This is a genomic window from Streptomyces misionensis, assembly GCF_900104815.1.
Classification (GTDB): domain Bacteria; phylum Actinomycetota; class Actinomycetes; order Streptomycetales; family Streptomycetaceae; genus Streptomyces; species Streptomyces misionensis.
Genome location: NZ_FNTD01000004.1, coordinates 2,231,994 through 2,249,887, shown reverse-complemented (window position 1 = coordinate 2,249,887; position 17,894 = coordinate 2,231,994). Strand labels below are relative to the sequence as shown.

At 73.8% G+C, this 17,894-nt stretch carries 23 protein-coding genes; 12 read left to right on the top strand and 11 right to left on the bottom strand.

Translation table 11 applies throughout. From position 1 onward, the window contains the following. Position 1: 1 nt before the first annotated feature. Both coaE and BLW85_RS11855 read left to right on the top strand, forming a co-directional pair. On the top strand, positions 2-628 hold the full coding sequence (coaE, locus tag BLW85_RS11860; RefSeq protein ID WP_074992025.1) for a dephospho-CoA kinase: 627 nt from the start codon (positions 2-4) through the stop codon (positions 626-628). Between the two features lie 49 nt (positions 629-677). After that, positions 678-1,058 (top strand): tetratricopeptide repeat protein, encoded by a 381-nt coding sequence (locus BLW85_RS11855; RefSeq protein WP_070028507.1) that lies wholly within the window; start codon positions 678-680, stop codon positions 1,056-1,058. A gap of 16 nt (positions 1,059-1,074) precedes the next feature. Here the strand turns inward: BLW85_RS11855 and BLW85_RS11850 are convergent, their stop codons facing one another. Beyond that, positions 1,075-1,398, bottom strand: a complete 324-nt coding sequence (locus BLW85_RS11850) for a DUF6343 family protein (protein ID WP_074992024.1) — start codon at positions 1,396-1,398, stop codon at positions 1,075-1,077. Positions 1,399-1,583: 185 nt separating this feature from the next. Between BLW85_RS11850 and BLW85_RS11845 the strand changes: the two genes are divergently transcribed. Next, positions 1,584-2,267 (top strand): class I SAM-dependent methyltransferase, encoded by a 684-nt coding sequence (locus BLW85_RS11845; protein ID WP_074996043.1) that lies wholly within the window; start codon positions 1,584-1,586, stop codon positions 2,265-2,267. Positions 2,268-2,343: 76 nt separating this feature from the next. Here the strand turns inward: BLW85_RS11845 and BLW85_RS11840 are convergent, their stop codons facing one another. Further along, positions 2,344-2,928, bottom strand: a complete 585-nt coding sequence (locus tag BLW85_RS11840; protein WP_079172319.1) for an RNA-binding S4 domain-containing protein — start codon at positions 2,926-2,928, stop codon at positions 2,344-2,346. Between the two features lie 163 nt (positions 2,929-3,091). On the opposite strand from BLW85_RS11840, the gene BLW85_RS11835 reads away from it, so the two are divergent. Further along, complete coding sequence (locus BLW85_RS11835; protein WP_074992023.1) at positions 3,092-3,793, top strand: uracil-DNA glycosylase; 702 nt, start codon at positions 3,092-3,094, stop codon at positions 3,791-3,793. Between the two features lie 82 nt (positions 3,794-3,875). Here the strand turns inward: BLW85_RS11835 and BLW85_RS11830 are convergent, their stop codons facing one another. Together BLW85_RS11830 and BLW85_RS11825 are read right to left on the bottom strand one after the other, a co-directional pair. After that, positions 3,876-4,328, bottom strand: coding sequence for a GNAT family N-acetyltransferase (locus tag BLW85_RS11830; protein WP_070028504.1), 453 nt, complete (start codon positions 4,326-4,328; stop codon positions 3,876-3,878). Continuing rightward, a complete protein-coding gene (locus BLW85_RS11825; RefSeq protein WP_074992022.1) occupies positions 4,325-4,753 on the bottom strand; it encodes a RidA family protein in 429 nt (142 codons plus the stop codon). The genes BLW85_RS11830 and BLW85_RS11825 overlap by 4 nt, the downstream gene beginning before the upstream one ends. A gap of 144 nt (positions 4,754-4,897) precedes the next feature. On the opposite strand from BLW85_RS11825, the gene BLW85_RS11820 reads away from it, so the two are divergent. The 3 genes from BLW85_RS11820 (at position 4,898) to BLW85_RS11810 (ending at position 6,765) form a co-directional block, all read left to right on the top strand. Next, positions 4,898-5,671: a nucleotidyltransferase domain-containing protein gene (locus tag BLW85_RS11820; protein WP_074992021.1), complete on the top strand. Its 774-nt coding sequence runs from the start codon at positions 4,898-4,900 to the stop codon at positions 5,669-5,671. 92 nt (positions 5,672-5,763) lie between these two features. Then, complete coding sequence (locus tag BLW85_RS11815) at positions 5,764-6,408, top strand: DUF899 domain-containing protein (RefSeq protein WP_074992020.1); 645 nt, start codon at positions 5,764-5,766, stop codon at positions 6,406-6,408. Between the two features lie 174 nt (positions 6,409-6,582). Then, positions 6,583-6,765, top strand: coding sequence for a hypothetical protein (locus BLW85_RS11810; protein WP_074992019.1), 183 nt, complete (start codon positions 6,583-6,585; stop codon positions 6,763-6,765). Here BLW85_RS11810 and BLW85_RS11805 read toward each other — a convergent pair. Together BLW85_RS11805 and BLW85_RS11800 are read right to left on the bottom strand one after the other, a co-directional pair. Next, positions 6,755-7,153 carry a hypothetical protein gene (locus BLW85_RS11805; protein ID WP_070028700.1) on the bottom strand — a complete coding sequence of 133 codons (399 nt, stop codon included), beginning with the start codon at positions 7,151-7,153 and terminating at the stop codon, positions 6,755-6,757. The two genes, BLW85_RS11810 and BLW85_RS11805, sit on opposite strands and share 11 nt — an antisense overlap. 95 nt (positions 7,154-7,248) lie before the next feature. Then, positions 7,249-7,977 (bottom strand): ATP-binding protein, encoded by a 729-nt coding sequence (locus BLW85_RS11800; protein ID WP_403420495.1) that lies wholly within the window; start codon positions 7,975-7,977, stop codon positions 7,249-7,251. 289 nt (positions 7,978-8,266) lie between these two features. On the opposite strand from BLW85_RS11800, the gene BLW85_RS11795 reads away from it, so the two are divergent. The 3 genes from BLW85_RS11795 (at position 8,267) to BLW85_RS11785 (ending at position 10,282) form a co-directional block, all read left to right on the top strand. Next, a complete protein-coding gene (locus BLW85_RS11795) occupies positions 8,267-9,127 on the top strand; it encodes a helix-turn-helix domain-containing protein (protein WP_070028499.1) in 861 nt (286 codons plus the stop codon). Further along, on the top strand, positions 9,128-9,382 hold the full coding sequence (locus tag BLW85_RS11790) for a DUF397 domain-containing protein (protein WP_070028498.1): 255 nt from the start codon (positions 9,128-9,130) through the stop codon (positions 9,380-9,382). 90 nt (positions 9,383-9,472) lie between these two features. Next, complete coding sequence (locus BLW85_RS11785; protein ID WP_070028497.1) at positions 9,473-10,282, top strand: SAM-dependent methyltransferase; 810 nt, start codon at positions 9,473-9,475, stop codon at positions 10,280-10,282. Between the two features lie 88 nt (positions 10,283-10,370). On the opposite strand, the gene BLW85_RS11780 is transcribed toward BLW85_RS11785, so the two are convergent. Together BLW85_RS11780 and BLW85_RS11775 are read right to left on the bottom strand one after the other, a co-directional pair. After that, entirely contained in the window at positions 10,371-11,858 is a 1,488-nt protein-coding gene (locus BLW85_RS11780; RefSeq protein ID WP_074992018.1) for a glutamate synthase subunit beta, read from the bottom strand. A gap of 174 nt (positions 11,859-12,032) precedes the next feature. Then, complete coding sequence (locus BLW85_RS11775) at positions 12,033-12,779, bottom strand: DUF2293 domain-containing protein (protein WP_074992017.1); 747 nt, start codon at positions 12,777-12,779, stop codon at positions 12,033-12,035. A gap of 67 nt (positions 12,780-12,846) precedes the next feature. On the opposite strand from BLW85_RS11775, the gene BLW85_RS11770 reads away from it, so the two are divergent. Further along, the gene (locus tag BLW85_RS11770) at positions 12,847-13,479 is read left to right on the top strand and encodes a nucleoside/nucleotide kinase family protein (protein WP_074992016.1); all 633 of its coding nucleotides are present in this window, start codon (positions 12,847-12,849) and stop codon (positions 13,477-13,479) included. Positions 13,480-13,528: 49 nt separating this feature from the next. Here the strand turns inward: BLW85_RS11770 and corA are convergent, their stop codons facing one another. Then, complete coding sequence (gene corA, locus BLW85_RS11765) at positions 13,529-14,656, bottom strand: magnesium/cobalt transporter CorA (protein WP_070028493.1); 1,128 nt, start codon at positions 14,654-14,656, stop codon at positions 13,529-13,531. A 202-nt stretch (positions 14,657-14,858) separates the two neighbouring features. On the opposite strand from corA, the gene BLW85_RS11760 reads away from it, so the two are divergent. Next, a complete protein-coding gene (locus BLW85_RS11760) occupies positions 14,859-15,650 on the top strand; it encodes a class I SAM-dependent methyltransferase (protein WP_074992015.1) in 792 nt (263 codons plus the stop codon). A gap of 303 nt (positions 15,651-15,953) precedes the next feature. On the opposite strand, the gene BLW85_RS11755 is transcribed toward BLW85_RS11760, so the two are convergent. Further along, on the bottom strand, positions 15,954-16,952 hold the full coding sequence (locus tag BLW85_RS11755) for a carbohydrate kinase family protein (protein ID WP_079172317.1): 999 nt from the start codon (positions 16,950-16,952) through the stop codon (positions 15,954-15,956). Next, complete coding sequence (locus BLW85_RS11750) at positions 16,937-17,845, bottom strand: pseudouridine-5'-phosphate glycosidase (protein WP_074992014.1); 909 nt, start codon at positions 17,843-17,845, stop codon at positions 16,937-16,939. The genes BLW85_RS11755 and BLW85_RS11750 overlap by 16 nt, the downstream gene beginning before the upstream one ends. Positions 17,846-17,894: the final 49 nt, after the last annotated feature.

Genomic DNA, 17,894 nt, shown 5'->3' with positions numbered 1-17,894 from the left:
CATGCTGAAAGTTGGCCTGACCGGCGGCATCGGTGCCGGCAAGAGCGAGGTGTCGCGGCTGCTCGTGGAGCACGGCGCCGTGCTGATCGACGCGGACCGCATCGCCCGCGAGGTCGTCGCGCCCGGCACACCCGGTCTGCGGGCCGTGGTCGAGGCCTTCGGCACGGACGTCCTCGCCCCGGACGGAAGCCTCGACCGGCCCCGGCTCGGCTCGATCGTCTTCGCCGACCCGGACAAGCTCGCCGTCCTCAACTCGATCGTGCACCCCCTGGTCGGCGCCCGCTCCCGTGAGCTGGAGGAGGCCGCGGCCCCGGACGCCGTGGTGATCCACGACGTGCCCCTGCTGACCGAGAACGGCCTCGCGCCGCTCTACGACCTGGTGGTCGTCGTGGACGCGCGCCCCGAGACCCAGCTCGACCGGCTGACACGGCTGCGGGGGATGACCGAGGAGGACGCCCGCGCCCGGATGGCCGCGCAGGCCACCCGCGAGCAGCGGCGCGCGATCGCCGACGTCGTGATCGACAACGACGTGCCGTTGGACGCGCTGCGCGAGAGCGTCGACGCGGTCTGGGACGACCTGGTGCGCCGCGCCCGTGGCACCCGCGCCGCGGACGGGGCCACGGAATAGCGGTCCGCGCGGGGGCGTTGAACTCCCGGAACAAGGGAAGGACTCTGCCGTGCCCGAGACCAGCGGTTCGCCCGGACCCACTCCGGAGACCCATGTCATCGACTTCCGCGCCGCCGAGCAGTTGCTCAGCGCGCGGGACCCCCGGGGTGCGGTGAAGCTGCTCGACGGGGTCATCGCCGCGCACCCCGAGAACACCGCGGCCCGCCTGCTGCGCGCGCGTGCCTTCTTCGCCGCCGCGCAACTGCGCCCCGCGGAGCTGGAGTTCACCATCGTGCTGGAACGGGAGCCGGACAACGCGTTCGCGCACTTCGCGCTCGCCCGCACCTATGAACGCCAGGGCCGTCCCGACCAGGCCAAACGTCACTTCCGGCTGGCGGCGGCGCTCGACCCCAACCCGGAGTACCTGAAGGCGGCGCGCTTCGACGGCTGACGGACCGGGGCTCCCGTCAGGGGTGCCCGTGTCCGTGCCGGCGCGGGCGCCAGTGGCGCGACGGCGGCCGGGGGTACGGCTGCCCGACGCGCGGCGGCTGGTACGGCGGCACATCGCGGCCCGGCTGGTAGTGCGGGCCCTGCCGGATGTGCCGGACGATCACCGCCATGTCGACGACGATCACCAGCAGCAGCACCCCGCAGGCCGCCGCCCAGCCGGGTAGCCCGACCAGCGCGAACAGCGCCGTGCCGAAGACCGCCCAGACCAGCCCCCACACGCTCAGCCACAGCCGCGCCCGCAGCGCACTGCGCGCGGTCGCCGGTTCACTGCCCGTACGCATGGGAACTCACCACTCCTCCTTGCAACGTACTCTTCGGCGACCGGGCGCACCAACGGCGTCCGCCGGACGCCGGCCGAGAGCGTCGCGGAGTTCCCGCTCGGCGACACTTAGCTCGAACGAGTGAACTACGGTCGAACGGGAACGGGCGGTCGGAGGCGGGCCGTTGTCCGGGCATGACGGTCGAGATGCGTGAGGGATACGAGGGCACGGGAAGCGGCGCGATCACCCCGGACGGCTGCGCGGTGGAGGTCTACTCGCGGCTGCCCGCGGGGCCGGAGCCGGACATCATCGCCGCGGCGGTACCGGCCGGGGCACACATCCTGGAACTGGGCAGCGGGGTGGGCCGGATGACCCATCCGCTGCTGGAGCGGGGGTTCACGGTCACCGCGGTGGACGAGTCCGCGGAGATGCTGGCCCGGATCCACGGGGCGCGCACGATATGCCGCCCCATCGAGGAACTGGACCTGGGGGACGAGAAGTTCGACGTGGTGCTGCTCGCGTCGTTCCTGGTCCACGCCGGTGACGAGGCGGTGCGCCAGGGACTGCTGCGCACCTGCGCCCGCCATGTGGCCGAGGGGGGCAGCGTCCTCATCCAGCGGGAGGGCGAGGGCTACCACACCGATGTGCCGAGAGAGCGGGTCGACCCCGGCGGCTTCACGGTCCGGATCGCCTCGGTGCGGCCCGTGGGGGACGGGGTCAACTCCGTCCACGTCGAGTACATGTTCCCGGACGGCACCTGGACCCAGACCTTCCTCGCCCGGCCCCTGACCAAGGAGCAGTTCGAAGCGGCGCTCGCGGAGGCGGGACTGGAGGTGGACGAGTATCTGACCCCGGACGGGACATGGGTACGGGCCGTGCCGGTGGCGTAGGCGCACGGTGACGGCGGCCGGCCCGGCGGAGGTCCGTCCGCCGGGGCACCGGTCGGCGTTTCGGCGGCGCCGCCCGTCACCGGCCCTTGGGCCGCCCGCCAGGACCGGCGAAGCCGGCGGCGGGGCCGGAGGCGGGGCCCGGGGCGGCGAGGCCGCGCAGGCGCTCCATCTCCCGGCGGTCCCGCTTGGTGGGGCGGCCGGCGCCCCGGTCGCGCAGGCCGGCGGGGGCGACGGCCTCGCGGGGCGGGGGCGGAGGGGAGTTGTCGATGTAGCACTGCACGGCCACGGGCGCGCCGACCCGCTTGCGGATGAGGCGCTTGACGATCACCACCCGCTCCCGTCCCTCGTGCCGCAGCCGCACCTCGTCGCCCACCCGGACGGAGTACGCCGGCTTCACCCGCTCACCGTTCACATGCACATGCCCACCACGGCAGGCGGCGGCGCCGAGGGAACGCGTCTTGATCAGCCGCACGGCCCAGATCCAGCTGTCGATCCGGACCGTCTCGCCGTTGCCCGGCCCCGCGGCCTCGGCGGCGGCCACCTTGGGGTCGAGCGGTTGGCCGGCACGGGCACCGGAGTCCTCGGCGGGCCGGTCGGGGCCCGTCCCGGCGGGCCCGCCGGTGCCAGGGTTCACGTTCTCGTCCGTGTCCTCGGAAGCCATGTTCCGACCCTAACGCCCCGGGCCGGATGAGCCGGACCCGTTTTCCCGGGGGCGGCCCGGGGCCCGGACGGGAGCCGTCGGGAGAAGAGAGAGAAGGAAGGAGGAGAGGCATCACCGAAGATCATGGACATGGGTCGCGGTGCCCTGGGCATACGGTGGCCGTATGGACGACAGCGGTGCCCTCGCCCGGCTGGACCGGCGCCTCACGGGCTGCCGGGCCTGCCCCCGGCTGGTGGAGTGGCGCGAGGAGGTCGCGCGCACCAAACGAGCCGCGTTCGCCGACTGGACGTACTGGGGCCGGCCGGTGCCCGGCTTCGGTCCCGCGGACGCCCGGCTGCTGATCATCGGTCTGGCCCCGGCGGCGCACGGCGGCAACCGCACCGGGCGCATGTTCACCGGCGACCGCTCCGGGGACGTGCTCTACCAGGCGCTGTACGACGTGGGCCTCGCCAACCGCCCCACCTCGGTCAGCGCCGACGACGGACTGGAGCTGTACGGAGTCCGGGTCACCGCGCCCGTGCACTGCGCGCCGCCCGCGAACAAGCCGACCCCCGGCGAGCGCGACACCTGCCGGTCCTGGCTGGTCCAGGAGCTGCATCTGCTGCGCCCGACGGTGCGGGCCGCGGTGGTCCTCGGCGCCTTCGGCTGGCAGGCGGCGCTGCCCGCGTTCGCCGAGGCGGGCTGGACCGTCCCCCGGCCCCGCCCGGCCTTCGCGCACGGCACCCGGGTCACGCTCGACGGCCTGGACCTCTTCGGCTGCTTCCACGTCAGCCAGCGCAACACCTTCACCGGCCGGCTGACCCCAGCGATGCTGCGCGAGGTGCTGCGCACGGCCGCGCAGACGGCGGGACTGCCGGTGTCCTGAAGCCCGGGGCCCCGGCCCGGCCGCGGTGCCCGGCGCGGGCAAGCCCCGGAGAGGGGCGAACCCGCCGTCGCGGAAGGCACGTTCAGGGCTGCCACACGTACCGCACGTCCGGCTCCCGCTCCTCGTTGCCGTGGCCGTCCGTGGTCTCGACGGCGACGAAGCCGTGGCGTTCGTAGAAGCGCCGGGCGGGTCCGTTGACCTGGAAGGTCCACAGGCTCAGCCGGTCCGGGCAGCGCTCCTTGGCCACCGCCATGAACCGGTCGCCGAGCCCCCGCCCCCGCCACCGCGGGTCCAGGTACAGCTGGGACAGCAGTTCCCCGTCGAGCACCATCACCCCGACGATCCGCTCCTCGTCCGCCTCCGCCACCCAGGTCTCGCGCAGCGGCACGACGACGTCCCGGAAGTAGTCGTGGACCTCCTCGTCGGTGCGCGGCCGTACGACCGTGGGCAGCGCGGCGCCGAACGACCGCAGCCACACATCGGAGGCGGCCCGGGCGTCCGCCGCCACGGCCCGCCGCAGGACGACCCCGGTCACCGCTGTTCCCCGGTGTCCGCCGGACCGTCGGGCACCACCGCGGTCGCCGTGATCTCCACCAGCTGTCCGGTGTACCCGAGGCAGGCGACACCGAGCAGGGTGGACGAGTGCGGGCCCTTGCTCAGCCCGGAGTCCTCCACGACCCGCCAGACCGCCGACAGGGTCGCGGGCTCATCGCCCACGACGTACACCTCCGTCCGGAGAACGTGCGCCAAGTCGCTGCCCACGGCGAGCAGTTGCGCGCTCAGGTTGGCGATCACCTGCTCGGCCTGGCGCACGGGATCGCCGGGTCCGACGAGCTCGCCCCGCTCGTCGAGCGGTACGGACCCGGCGAGGAACGCCAGTCGGGTGCCCGCCTCGACCACGGAGGCGTGGGAGTAGGTGGGCGGCGGGAAGAGGGTGGGAACGGTGACGCGCTGGATCACGGATCTGCTCCTGGGACGGTCAGCGGACAACCTCCCGATCATCGGCCCCCGTCGGGCGCGCGCGCATCCCAATTTCCCGGCGCGGGGGCGGACACCGGGGTAATCCGCGCGCGGACCCGGCCCTCCATGGCGCAGGCTGGCCCCATGCCACGTCTCTGCGACCCCGACTTCCTCTCCGCCACCGCCGACCGGCTCGCCGCCCTGCCCACCGTCCGCGCCGTCGCCCTCGGCGGCTCCCGGGCCGAGGGCACCCACCGCCCCGACAGCGACTGGGACCTGGCCGTCTACTACCGGGGCCCCTTCGACCCGGCCGACCTGCGCGCCGTCGGCTGGCAGGGCGAGGTCTGCGGAGTCGGCGACTGGGGCGGCGGCGTCTTCAACGGCGGGGCCTGGCTGACCATCGACGGACGCCGGGTCGATGTGCACTACCGCGACCTGGACGTGGTCGAGCACGAACTGGCCGAGGCGGAGCAGGGACGGTTCCGGGTGGAACCGCTGCTGTTCCACCTCGCCGGCATCCCCACCTATCTGATCGTGGCCGAACTGGCCGTCAACCGGGTGCTGCGCGGCGAACTGCCCCGCCCCGCCGGCTACCCGGACAAGCTGCGCCGGGGCGCCGCCGACCGCTGGCACGGCACCGCCCGCGCCACCCTCGGCTACGCCAAGGCGAACCACGCGCCCAAGGGGCGCCTCACCGAGACCGCGGGCGCCGTCGCCACCGCCGCGACCCAGGCGGCCCACGCCGTCCTCGCCGCCCGCGGGGAGTGGGTGACCAACGAGAAACGGCTGCTGGAACGGGCCGGACTGCGGGTGTTCGACACGCTGCTGAGCGAGCTGAGCCCCGCTCCCGACGCCCTGGTCAGCGCCGTCGCCAGAGCGGAGGAGATCGTCGCGGCGGCACTGCCACCGGCGCCGTGACCGCGGCCGGGTGAGAAAACCCCGCGCACGGCGATGAGTTCCGGGCCCGGCGCCGGTCAGCACTCTCGACCGACCGTCGGACAGGAGGGCCCATGTCGCTTCCGGAGATCGTCTCGCGCGAGCAATGGCGCATCGCGCGCGAGGAGTTACGGCACAGGGAGGAAGCGGTCAGACAGGCGCGCCGGGCGCTCGGTGCCGAGCGGCGCCGGCTGCCCATGGTCGAGGTCGACCCCGAGTACCTCTTCGAGGGCGGCGACGGCAAGGCGACCCTGCTCGACCTCTTCGAAGGACGCTCCCAGCTGGTCGTCCACCACTTCATGTTCGCCCCCGAGTGGGAGACCGGCTGCCCCTGCTGCGCCGCCTTCCTCGACCAGGTCGGCCACCTCGCGCACCTGCGCGCCCGGAACACCTCGTTCGCCGCCGTCTCCCGGGCCCCGTTCACCCGCATCCTGCCGTTCAAGGCGCGCATGGGCTGGGCGGTGCCCTGGTACTCCTCGGCGCCCGGCGACTTCAACACCGACTTCGGGGCGACCGTGCGCGACGGCGGCGAGCTGGTCGAGCGGCCGGGCCTGAGCTGCTTCCTGCGCGAGCACGACCGGGTGTTCCACACCTACTCGGTCAACGACGCGGAGCTGGACGAACTGGGCAGCACCACCGCCCTCCTCGACCTGACCGCCCTCGGCCGGGACCCCGCCGGAAGCGAGGAACTGCGCCTCCACGACGAGTACGACTTCTGACCCGGAAGATGCGGTTTCCTTTCGGAATGTGACCGGACCATCGCGATCCGCGCCGAATCCGTGCCGGACATGTCTCAGTCCGGTCACCGGCCGAGGCGTTCACCTCCCGCCGGGCGTTCTCTCCTTCAGAACGACGAAGGACCACACAGGACGACGCTCTTGCGGAGGTGCGCGATGGTGAACGCACGAACGGTGCTCGGACGCTTCCCGGCCGGCGGCCCGCGCGGATCGCGGCCCGCCGAGGAGTTCGCGCACGCGCGACGCCTGGAGGGCCGGCCCGCCGAGGTCGTCATGGACCTGGCGACGGACACCTTCCTGGTGATCGTGCGGGGGAGCGAAGCGGCCGTCAGGCGGTGATCGTCCGCGACCACTCCGGAGTCGTCCCCGTCGCCCGGCACAGCGCCAGGTAGAGCGGGATCGGCGGGGTGTACGGCACCGTGCCCCGCGGCCGGTGGATCAGCCGCGCGGCGCCCCCGACCAGCGCGCCCGGGGCGTACTCGGCGGGCGCCGGCCAGGGCAGCGCGTAGTCGGAGTCCGACGGCACGATCCACCACCAGCGCGCCCCGTCGGCGTACACACACCCCAGCCGCGGCAGCCGCGCCACGACCGGCGGCCCGAGGCGATCGGGCACGGCCACGGCGTCACAGCCCAGCGGCACGGTCATGCCCTCCGGCACCTGGAGCCGGTGGCCCGGATCCGCGCCCGGACGCCGGCGTTGCAGCCGCACCAGGGTGTTCATCCCCATCGCCCGTTCCCCGCCCGCGACCTCGAGGCCGGGACCAGGGCGCCCGCCGGAGCCCCGCCCCGCCGCGCCGTGCCGTCCCGGGCTCGCCGCGCCGGTCACGGCCGCTCCCAGTCGCGGCGCTGCTCCGGCGCCCGGTGCGGAGGCTGCTCCGCGCCCCGGTGCCGGTACGGCTCGGCGGCGCCGTTCGGACGGCGGTCCGGGGTGCCGTGCCGGCGGTGGTGCCCTTCGGGCGCCCGGTGCGGTGGGTGCGGCTGTCCCGGCACCCGGTGCGCGGGCTGCTCGGCGCCCGTACCGGAGGCGAGGTCGTGGGCCTCGGCCGGTTCGTCCTCGCCGGAGTCGCCGGGCCGGGCCGGCTTGGGGCGCGAGCCCCAGCCGAGATCCTCGCGTGGCGCGGCGGGCTCGGCGGCCGGCTCCTCCCGGCGGGCCAGCTCCGCCCAGACCAGCAGCCCGGAGCCGTGCTCCTGCGCACCCCAGGCCCGGCACAGCGCGTCGACGAGGAGCAACCCCCTCCCGTGCTCCTCGTCGGGCCGCTGCGCGGCGGGGTGGGGCTCGCCGGGAGCACAGCCCTCGTCGCGCACGGCGATGCGGACCATGTCGTCGTGGTCGTGCAACTCGCACACCACCCGTTCGCTCGCGGTGTGCACGATCGCGTTGGTGACCAGCTCGGATATGACCAGGGCCGCGCTGTCACAGGTGTCCGCGCACACCGACCAGCCGGTCAGCCGGGCGTGCGCCAGGCGCCTCGCCCGGGCGACGGAACCCGGATGCGCGACCAGCTCGAAACGGAACCGGCGCTCGGCGGCGCCGCCCCGCGGGGCAGCCACTGCGGCGCCGAGACCGGGGCGGTCGGCGGCGGCGTCTGTTCCTAAAGGCGCGGACGGAATCACGCCTGCCACTATCGCCCTGCCGCGGACACTTGGCAAGAGTCACTCTGAAAATTGCAGAGTGCGCTGTGACTCGGTCAGGCGCCGTGGCACACTGCTCGCAACAGCACGTCCCGCGGCGCCAATTGGGTCCACCGGAGGTCCGACCCGGTCTTCGAATGAGCCTTCGAACGGCGCCGCAGGGCTGTCAGGGTTCCTTTGAGTGAAGGCTTTCGGTGGAGGTGGGAGCGTGAGCGAGCCGCGGTCCGCGCCGACGGTGGGACAGGTTGTCCTCGGGCGGCGCCTGCTGGACCTGCGGGAACGCGCCGGACTCAAGCGCGAGGACGCCGCCCGGGTACTGCGCGTCGCCCCCGCCACCGTCCGCCGCATGGAGATGGCCGAGGTCGCCTTCAAGATCCCGTACCTCCAGCTGCTGCTGAAGGCCTACGGTGTGCCCGAGGACGAGGCGGAGGCCTTCGTCCAGCTGGCCGAGGAGGCCAACCGCCCCGGCTGGTGGCAGCGGTTCCACGACATCCTGCCCGGCTGGTTCTCCATGTACGTCAGCCTGGAGGGCGCGGCGAGCCTCATCCGCTCCTACGAACCCCACTTCGTCCCCGGACTCCTCCAGACCGAGGACTACGCCCGCGGAGTACTCAGATCCGGTGCCATCGGCCAGACCAGCCCGGACGACATCGAGCGCCATGTCGCGCTGCGCATGCAGCGCCAGCAGCTGCTCACCCGCTCCGACGCCCCCCGGTTCTGGGCCGTGATGGACGAGACCGCCCTGCGCCGCCCGGTCGGCGGGCCCGAGGTGATGCGCGCCCAGGTCGACAGGCTCCTGGAGGCGGCGAGCCTGCCGAACGTGACGCTCCAGGTCGCCCCGTTCGAGAACGGGCCCCACCCGGGAACCTACGGGCCCTTCGTGCTGTTCCGATTTGCCATGTCAGAACTGCCGGACATGGTCTACAGCGAGTACCTGACCGGCGCCGTCTACCTCGACGCGCGCACCGAGGTGGCGACCCACCTCGAGGTCATGGACCGCATGGCGGCGCAGGCCGCCACGGCACAACGCACGAAAGAGATCCTCCGGGATCTCCGCAAGGAGCTCTGAATGGAACGCATCAAGCCGCGCGCACGCGTCTACAACGGCATGCCCGCACGGGAGTTGGGCAGCGAGGGCTGGCACAAGCCCTGGAGCGGCGGCAACGGGGGAAACTGCCTGGAGGCGATGAAACTGGCCGACGGCCGGATCGCCGTACGCCAGTCCACCGACCCGGACGGGCCGGCGCTGATCTACACCATGGACGAGATGACCGCCTTCATAGAAGGCGCCAAGGCGGGGGAGGCCGACTTCCTGCTCACCTGACACGTGTCGCCTGTGTTGATTACTTGCTCGACTTCACGCATTGACAACAGACTTGACAATCCTTCACATCAGACGTTTACGGAGTGCCGCATGACAGGGCAGGACCCGACGGCCGTCGAGATCGACACCAGCAAGCCGCATCCCGCGCGGATGTACGACTGGTACCTCGGCGGCAAGGACAACTACCCGGTCGACGAGGAGATGGGCCGGCAGATGCTGGCCCTCGAACCCCGCGTGCCGGTGATGGCCCGGGTCAACCGCGCCTTCATGCACCGCGCCACCAGGTGGCTGGCCCGGCAGGGGGTGCGGCAGTTCCTCGACATCGGCACCGGCATACCGACCGAGCCCAACCTGCACCAGGTCGCCCAGCAGATCGCGCCCGACAGCCGGGTCGTCTACTGCGACAACGACCCGATCGTGCTGGCCCACGCGGCCGCCCTGCTGCGCAGCACCCCGCAGGGCGCCACCGAGTACCTCCAGGCCGACGTGCGCGACCCGGACGCGATCATCGCCGGCGCCCGGGAGGTCCTGGACCTGAAGCAGCCGGTCGCCCTCTCGCTGATCGCCCTGCTGCACTTCGTGCCGGACACGGACGGCGCCCATGAGCTGGTCGCCCGGCTGCTGGCCGAACTGCCGTCCGGCAGCTACCTGGTGATGACCCACGCCACGGCCGACTTCACCCCGAAGGACGCCGCGACCGCCACCGGCAAGCTCAAGGGCGCCGGCATCACCCTCGCCCTGCGCACCCGGGAGGAGTTCACCCGCTTCTTCGACGGCCTCGACCTCGTCGACCCGGGCGTCGAGATCGTCCACAAGTGGCACCCCGAGCTGGGCGAACCCGTCCCGGGTCAGGACGACGGGGTGATCCCGGGGTACGGCGCGGTGGCGCGGAAGGCGTAGCGGCGCCCGGCAGGGGCGGTGGTGTGCGCCCGCGCACCACCGCCCCTGCCCTGCCCGTCCACCGGCTCCTCCCGGGGAGCTCGGCGGCTCACACCTGCATCGGCTTGTCCCCCGGGGAGATCGGCGCGTGCAGTCGCGACGTGCCGGTCAGATAGCGGTCGACGGCCGCCGCCACGGCCCGGCCCTCCGCGATGGCCCAGACGATGAGCGACTGCCCGCGCGCCGCGTCCCCGGCGGCGAACACGCCGGGCACATTGGTCGCGAACCCGTCGTCGCGGGCGATCGTGCCCCGCTCGTCCAGCGCCAGCCCCAACTGGTCGATCAGCCCGTCCTCCCGGTCCGGCCCGGAGAAACCGAGCGCGAGCAGCACCAGATCGGCCGGGATCGTCCGCTCGCTGCCGGGCAACGGCCGCCGCCGCTCGTCGACCTCCACCAGCTCCAGCGCCCGCACGTGCCCGTCGCCGTCCCCGGTGAAACGGAGCGTCGACGCCGCGAACACGCGCGCGTCCGCGTCCGCCGCCGGCGCCGTCCGCAGCTGCCCCGCCTCCTCGTGCGCCGGCGACAGCCGGTAGACCTTCGGATACGTCGGCCACGGCTCCGCGTACTCGTCACGCTCCGCGCCCGGCTGCGCGTAGATGTCCAGCTGGGTCACCGACGCAGCCCCCTCCCGCACCGCCGTCCCCAGGCAGTCCGCCCCGGTGTCCCCGCCGCCGACGATCACGACATGCCGCCCGGCCGCCGACAGCGGCGAGACCGCGAGGTCCCCCTCGCACACCCGGTTGGCCAGCGGCAGATAGCGCATCGCCTGGTGCACCCCCGCCAGCTCCCGCCCGGGCACCGGCAGTTCCCGCCACGCCGTGGCACCCGTCGCGAGGACGACGGCGTCGTACCGCGCCCGCAGCTCCGCCGCCCCCACGTCCCGTCCGACCGCCGTCGAGGTACGGAACCGCGTGCCCTCCGCCCGCATCTGCCCGAGCCGCCGCTCCAGCTGCCGCTTCTCCATCTTGAACGCCGGGATGCCGTACCGCATCAGCCCGCCGATCCGGTCGTCCTTCTCGTACACCGCGACCGTGTGCCCGGCCCGCGTCAGCTGCTGCGCGGCGGCGAGCCCCGTGGGGCCGGAGCCGATCACCGCGACCGTCCTCCCCGACAGCCGCTCCGGCGGCCGCGGCGCCACGAACCCCTCTTCCCAGGCCCGGTCGGCGATCGCGCACTCGACGTTCTTGATGGTGACCGCCGGCTGGTTGATCGCCAGCACACAGCCCGCCTCACAGGGCGCCGGGCACAACCGCCCGGTGAACTCGGGGAAGTTGTTGGTGGCGTGCAGCCGGTCGCTCGCCGCCCGCCAGTCGCCCCGGGCCACCAGGCCGTTCCACTCGGGGATGAGATTGCCCAGCGGACACGCGTCGTGGCAGAACGGAACCCCGCAGTCCATGCACCGGTCCGCCTGCCTGCCGATGATGGGCAGCAGCGCCCCGGGGACGTACACCTCGTCCCAGTCCCGCACCCGCTCCTCGACGGGACGCCGCGCCCACTCCTGACGCGGCGTGGTCATGAACCCCTTGGGATCGGCCATGATCCTCATCCTCGCGTACGGGCACCGGGGGCGCCGGGTGTACGACGGGCCATACGCCACAAGGCAGCACATACCGCCACTCTTGCGGCCACGATACGTCCGCGCCGACACCCGCGCAGTACGGGCGCCGGTGCCCGTCGCACCACGCCTGACCAGGCGCGGTGCCGGCCGCCCTCAGCGGGGGAGGGACGTTCGCGTGCCCGGGGCCAGGCCGTGGCCGTACCCCCGGTCCTCACCCTCCCCGGCTCCCCGCCACGCCCGCAGCACGGCCTCCACGGCCGGGGCGATCCGGCGCCGGGCCTCGTACCGCGGCACCCCGTCCATCAGCAGCCGGTCGTACGGCGTGTCCACGTGCCGCACCCCGGCCACGACCGCCGACACCACCGCGGTCTCGGACAGTGCCCGCCCGGCCGCGCTGCGCCCCACCCGCCCGCTGCCCCGTGCGGAGGCGTGCGCCGCGATGGCCCCGGCCCGCTCCGCCGGGCAGCCCGGGAACAGACGGAGGATCTCGGCCGCGAACGCCGCCGTGAACCGCTCGTCCGCCACCCCCCGGCGCCGCGCGTCCCGCGCCCGTCGCCGGCGCCGGGCCTCCGCGTCCGCCAGGCAGCGCTCCTCCGCACGGGCCAGCGCCGCCTCCTCCACGAGGACGCCCTGCCGCTCGTAACGGCTCTTGCGCCGGTTGAACCGCACCACCACGACCGACAGCGCGCTCTCCTCCCGCGACCTGCGGGTCAGCGCCGTGTCACCGCGCGGCAGGAACACCAGATGCCCGAGATCGGCGCAGTCCAGGCAGCGCGGCGCACCGTCCTCCAGCACCAGCAGCGACAGCGGTCCGCGCCGGCAGGCGGCACAACGCTTGTGCCGCAGTGGCTGGACGGCGACAAGTCGGCCCGGGGAGTGGGGAGTTACGGGCTGGCCCATATCCCTTTCCTTCCCCGTCCGGCAGGGCTCCGCACCGCCGCTGCACCGCACCCGGCATCATGGGCCCGTGCGACTCGAAGCGATCACCTGGGAACGGCTCGCCGGGCGGCTCGCCGACCGGCTGGCCGGGCTGGAGACGGCCGACGGCGGAACCTGGGCGCGCGTCGGCTTCGACGGGGCCCCGGCCGCCCGCCCGGGAGACCTGGCCGAGCTGGTCGCTCAGGCGCTGCGGGTGCGCGGCCGGCCGTCGCTGGTCGTCGGCACCGAGGGCTTTCTGCGCCCCGCCTCACTGCGGCTGGAGCACGGCCGGCGCGACGCGGAGTCGTACTACGGCGGCTGGTTCGACACCGGCGCCCTGTGGCGCGAGGTGTTCGGCCCGCTCGACCCCGGAGGCAGCGGGCGCGTCCTACCCGACCTGTGGGACCCGGCCACCGACCGCGCCACCCGCAGCCCCTATGTCCAACTCCCGCCTGGTGGCGTTCTGTTGCTGCACGGCCCCCTTCTGCTGCGGCACTGGTTCCCCTTCGACCTGACCGTCCACGTCCTCCTCTCCCCGGGCGCCCTGCGCCGTCGTACTCCGGAATCCGACCACTGGACGCTCCCCGCCTTCGAGCGCTACGAGGCGGAGACCGACCCGGCCGGCACGGCGGATGTGGTGGTGCGCGCCGACGACCCGCGCCACCCCGCCTGGAACGGCTGACCCGCACGGGCCGCACGGGGCCGTGGTGCCGCCTCGGCGGGCTCGGCGGTCAGAGCCAGCCGTTGCGTCTGAAGCCCCGGTACAGCGCCAGGCACGCCAGCGCCATCGCCCCCATGGCCAGCGGATAACCGAACCGCCAGTGCAGCTCCGGCATGTGGTCGAAGTTCATGCCGTACACACCGCACACCATGGTCGGAACGGCGATCACGGCCGCCCACGCCGTGATCTTCCGCATGTCCTCGTTCTGCGCGACCGTCACCTGCGCGAGGTGCGCCTGGAGGATGGAGTTGAGCAGCTCGTCGAAGGCGGCTATCTGCTCCGTGGCCCGGATCAGATGGTCGAGCACATCCCGGAAGTAGGCCTGTATCTCGGGGGCGACGACCCGTATGGGCCGGGTGGCCAGGTCCTCCACGGGGCGGGCCAGCGGCATCACCGCCCGCTTCAGCTCCAGCAGTTCGCGCTTCATCTGGTAGATGCGCCCGGGATCGAGCCGCGCGCCCTCTTCCGAGAACACCTCGCTCTCGACCTGGTCGATGTCGGCCTGCACCGCGTCCGTCACCCCGAGGTAGTCGTCCACCACATGGTCGGCGAGGGCGTGGAGCACCGCCGCGGGGCCCTTCGAGAGCTGGTGCGGGTGGGACTCCAGCTCTTCGCGCAGCGGGCCCAGCGAGCCGTGCCTGCCGTGCCGCACCGTGATGACGAAGTCCTCGCCGACGAAGACCATGATCTCGCCGGTGTTCACCACCTCGCTGGTCGCCGTCAGCCGTTCGTGCTCGACGTAGCAGACCGTTTTGAACACCGCGAACAGCGTGTTGCCGTAGTGCTCCAGCTTCGGCCGCTGATGGGCCTCGACCGCGTCCTCCACCGCCAGCGGGTGCAGGTCGAACAGCTCGGCGACGCCCGCGAACTCGTGGTCCGTCGGTTCGTGCAGCCCGAGCCAGACGAAGCCCTCGCCGGTCTTGCGGACCATCCGCACCGATTCCAGCAGATCGGTGCACTGCGGCACGCGCACGCCGTCCTGGTACGTCACGCAGTTGACCACCGAGGAACCCAGGGGCGAGCGGGCCGGATGACTCAGGTCCACGCGCGGCCGCCGCCGGGCCAGCCGCGCGACCTTGCGCAGGCCGTCCACCGGGCTCAGCCCCGTGACCTTCCGCAGATTTCCTGCCATGGACATCTGGATCTCCTCGGGTGGATCTCCTCGTACGACGCTTCCGCGCCGTGATCCGAGAGTTTGCCAGGCCAGGGCAAAGCGCGGGTAAGCCTGTGGGAACGCGACGTTCCGCTTGGTTCCCGCCTGTGGACGACACGCGGGGCGGCCCCGTACGCGAGGAGCAGCCGACCGGCCGGACAGGCCCTCCAACTGGGATGATCGCCGCATGACACCATCCGACGGGTACCTCCTGGACAACCGGCAGCGCGAGGCGGGGGAGCGCTTCGACGCCTTCGCCACCCTCTTCGACCCCACGACCTTCCGGCACATCGAGGCGCTCGGCATCGAGCCCGGCTGGCGCTGCTGGGAGGTCGGGGCCGGCGGTACCGTGGTGTCCTGGCTCGCGGAGAAGGCGGGCCCGGCCGGTCGGGTCGTCGCCACCGACATCGACACCTCGCGGCTCGCCCCCGCGGGCCGGCCGCCGGTGGAGATCCGCGTCCACGACGTGGGCGCGCAGGAGCCGCCGGGGGAGGGCTTCGACCTGGTCCACGCCCGGCTGGTGCTCGTGCACGTCCCGGACCGGGACCGGGCGCTGCGGTCCATGATCCAGGCGCTGCGGCCCGGCGGATGGCTGCTGATCGAGGACGCCGACCCCGCCCTCCAGCCGCTGACCTGCCCCGACGAGTCCGGCCCCGAGCAGCGGCTCGCCAACCGGCTGCGCCAGGGCTTCAGGGGGCTGCTCGCCGAGCGGGGCGCCGACCTCGCCTACGGACGCCGGCTGCCGCGGCTGCTCCGGGAGGCCGGTCTCCACGAGGTCGAGGCCGACGGCTTCTTCCCCATGACCTCACCCGCCTGCACCGCCCTGGAGGCCGCGACGGTCCGCCAGATCCGGGGCCGGCTCATCGACGCGGGCCTGGCCACCGCCGAGGAGATCGAACAGCACCTGGCCAACGTCGAGGCCGGCGGCATGGACCTGACCACCGCACCGATGATCTCGGCGTGGGGGCGCAAGGCGTGACACCGGTCCGCGATGCGAGACACCGGCTCGCTGGTGCCGCGATGCGTGGCACCAGCGCGCGCCCGTGTCGCGATGCGTGATCCCGGCTCGCGTGCGCGCCACCGGTCCGCACCCATGCCGCGGTGCGCGCCACCGGTCCGCACGTATGCCGAGGTGCGCGCCACCGGCCCTGTGCCGCCATGTGTGCCGCAAGGCGTGACACCCGCCCCCCGCCCGGCCGCACCGCCTGGCACGTAACGCGTCTCCAGGCCGGCCGTCCCCTTCCGGGGTCGGTGGCCGGCCGGCGGGCTCCCGGTGCGGTGGTCAGTCCGCGGGCTCCGGCTGCGATGGTCGCGGTGGCCTGTCGGCGGGCCCGAAGGGCGGCGGCCCGCCGGCCGGCTCGGGACGCGGTGGTCTGGCGCCGACCAGGCCCACCGCCTCCGCGCCCGCCCGGCACCCCCGTGCCGCCGCTTCCTCCGGGTCCATGCCCGCCAGGAGGGCGGCGAGGAAGGCACCGGTGAAGGCGTCGCCGGCGCCCGTGGTGTCCCGAGGGGTCGCCGGTACGGCGGGGACCCGGACGGGCGTGCCGCCCGCCCCGGTCACCAACGCCCCCTCCGCCCCCGCCTTGATCACCACCAGCGGGACGATCTCGCTCAACCTGGCCGCCGCGTCCGCCGGTTCCGGCAGCCCCGTCAGCAGGCACGCCTCGTCCCGGCTGGGCAGCAGGGCGTCCAGCCCCCGCGCGAAGGCGAGGAAGCGCTCCACCCCCAGCCGCGCCAGGAAGCCCGCCGAAGCCGGGTCCATGCTGACCGGGACGCCCCGCGCGCGTGCCGCCGCCAGCGCGGTCCGCGCGAGCGCCCGGCTCGACTCGGTGAACAGCAGATAGCCCGACAGATGCAGTCGGCCCACCTCGTCGAGCAACGCGTCCGACCAGTCGGCGGGCTCCAGCCGCAGCGAGGCCCCGCTGTCCGTGAGGAACGTACGCTCGGCCGCCGCCCCCGCGTCGACCAGGCAGACCACCGTCCCCGTCGCCGCCTGCGGATCGGTCACCAGCAGGGGACGGACCCCGGCCGCGAGCAGCTCCCGTTCGTGCCACACCGCCGAGTCCGCGCCCACCCGGCCCAGCAGCCGTACGTCCGGACAGCCCGAACGAGCCGCCCAGCAGGCCACGTTGGCGCCAGCGCCGCCCGGCAGCGTGCGGATCACCGCCGCGGTGTCGGTGCCGGCCGCGAGCGGGCCACGGTGCCGGGCCACCACATCCGTGACCACGTCCCCGACGACCAGCAACGCTCCCGCGCGCCCCGGGTTCACCCCCGCGCCCACGCGACGGCGATCCGCGCCCCCAGCCGCACATTGCCGCGCACCGCCGCCAGGTTGGCACTCAGCGACGCGCCGTCCGTGTGCCGGACCAGGTAGTCCAGGAGGAACGGCGTCACCGCCTGACCCGTGACGCCTCGTTCCGCGCAGGCGGCGAGCGCCTCGTCCAGCACGCGCGCGTGCAGCTCCGGGTCGAGCTGGTCCGCCTCCGGCACCGGATTGGCCACGATCAGCGCCGACCGCGCCGCGTCCAGCGCGTCCTGCGCCCGCATCACCGCGGCGACCTCTTCCGGACTGCGCAGCGTCCAGTCCACCGGATGCCCCGAGTCGGACAGATAGAAGCCGGGGAACCGGTCGGTGCCGTACCCGGCGACGGCCACACCCAGCGTCTCCAGCCGTTGCAGGGTCGCGGGCACGTCCAGGATCGACTTCACGCCCGCGCACACCACGGTGATCCCGGTCCGCGCCAGCAACCCCAGGTCGGCCGACTCGTCCTGGGTCACCGTCCACTCCCGGTGCACCCCGCCCAGCCCGCCCGTGGCGAAGACCCTGATGCCCGCCAGCGCGGCCAGCCGCGCGGTCGCCGACACCGTGGTCGCCCCACTGGCCCGCGCCGCCACGGCGAGCGGCAGGTCGCGGTGGCCCAGCTTGCGGATGCCGTCCTCGTTGGCGACCCGCTCCAGCTGCGCCTTGTCCAGGCCGATCAGCGGCCGCCCGTCGAGCACGGCGACCGTCGCCGGTACCGCGCCCTCGCCACGCACCGCCTCCTCCAGCTCCAGGGCCACCCGCAGATTGCGCGGGCGGGGCAGGCCATGGGCGATGATCGTGGACTCCAGGGCCACCACCGGCCGCCCCGAACCGAGCGCTTCCCGGACCTCTTCCGACACCACCAGCACCATGTGCCCGCCTCCTGTCCGTCGGCCCCTGCCCGTCCTCCCTCATCCCTGG

Bases quoted from the DNA above. Each gene is read 5' to 3' on its own strand.
- coaE (WP_074992025.1), top strand. From the start codon at position 2: ATGCTGAAAGTTGGCCTGACCGGCGGCATCGGTGCCGGCAAGAGCGAG.
- BLW85_RS11850 (WP_074992024.1), bottom strand. From the start codon at position 1,398: ATGCGTACGGGCAGTGAACCGGCGACCGCGCGCAGTGCGCTGCGGGCG.
- BLW85_RS11845 (WP_074996043.1), top strand. From the start codon at position 1,584: ATGCGTGAGGGATACGAGGGCACGGGAAGCGGCGCGATCACCCCGGAC.
- BLW85_RS11840 (WP_079172319.1), bottom strand. From the start codon at position 2,928: ATGGCTTCCGAGGACACGGACGAGAACGTGAACCCTGGCACCGGCGGG.
- BLW85_RS11835 (WP_074992023.1), top strand. From the start codon at position 3,092: ATGGACGACAGCGGTGCCCTCGCCCGGCTGGACCGGCGCCTCACGGGC.
- BLW85_RS11820 (WP_074992021.1), top strand. From the start codon at position 4,898: ATGCCACGTCTCTGCGACCCCGACTTCCTCTCCGCCACCGCCGACCGG.
- BLW85_RS11815 (WP_074992020.1), top strand. From the start codon at position 5,764: ATGTCGCTTCCGGAGATCGTCTCGCGCGAGCAATGGCGCATCGCGCGC.
- BLW85_RS11810 (WP_074992019.1), top strand. From the start codon at position 6,583: ATGGTGAACGCACGAACGGTGCTCGGACGCTTCCCGGCCGGCGGCCCG.
- BLW85_RS11805 (WP_070028700.1), bottom strand. From the start codon at position 7,153: ATGGGGATGAACACCCTGGTGCGGCTGCAACGCCGGCGTCCGGGCGCG.
- BLW85_RS11790 (WP_070028498.1), top strand. From the start codon at position 9,128: ATGGAACGCATCAAGCCGCGCGCACGCGTCTACAACGGCATGCCCGCA.
- BLW85_RS11785 (WP_070028497.1), top strand. From the start codon at position 9,473: ATGACAGGGCAGGACCCGACGGCCGTCGAGATCGACACCAGCAAGCCG.
- BLW85_RS11780 (WP_074992018.1), bottom strand. From the start codon at position 11,858: ATGGCCGATCCCAAGGGGTTCATGACCACGCCGCGTCAGGAGTGGGCG.
- BLW85_RS11775 (WP_074992017.1), bottom strand. From the start codon at position 12,779: ATGGGCCAGCCCGTAACTCCCCACTCCCCGGGCCGACTTGTCGCCGTC.
- corA (WP_070028493.1), bottom strand. From the start codon at position 14,656: ATGTCCATGGCAGGAAATCTGCGGAAGGTCACGGGGCTGAGCCCGGTG.
- BLW85_RS11760 (WP_074992015.1), top strand. From the start codon at position 14,859: ATGACACCATCCGACGGGTACCTCCTGGACAACCGGCAGCGCGAGGCG.
- BLW85_RS11750 (WP_074992014.1), bottom strand. From the start codon at position 17,845: ATGGTGCTGGTGGTGTCGGAAGAGGTCCGGGAAGCGCTCGGTTCGGGG.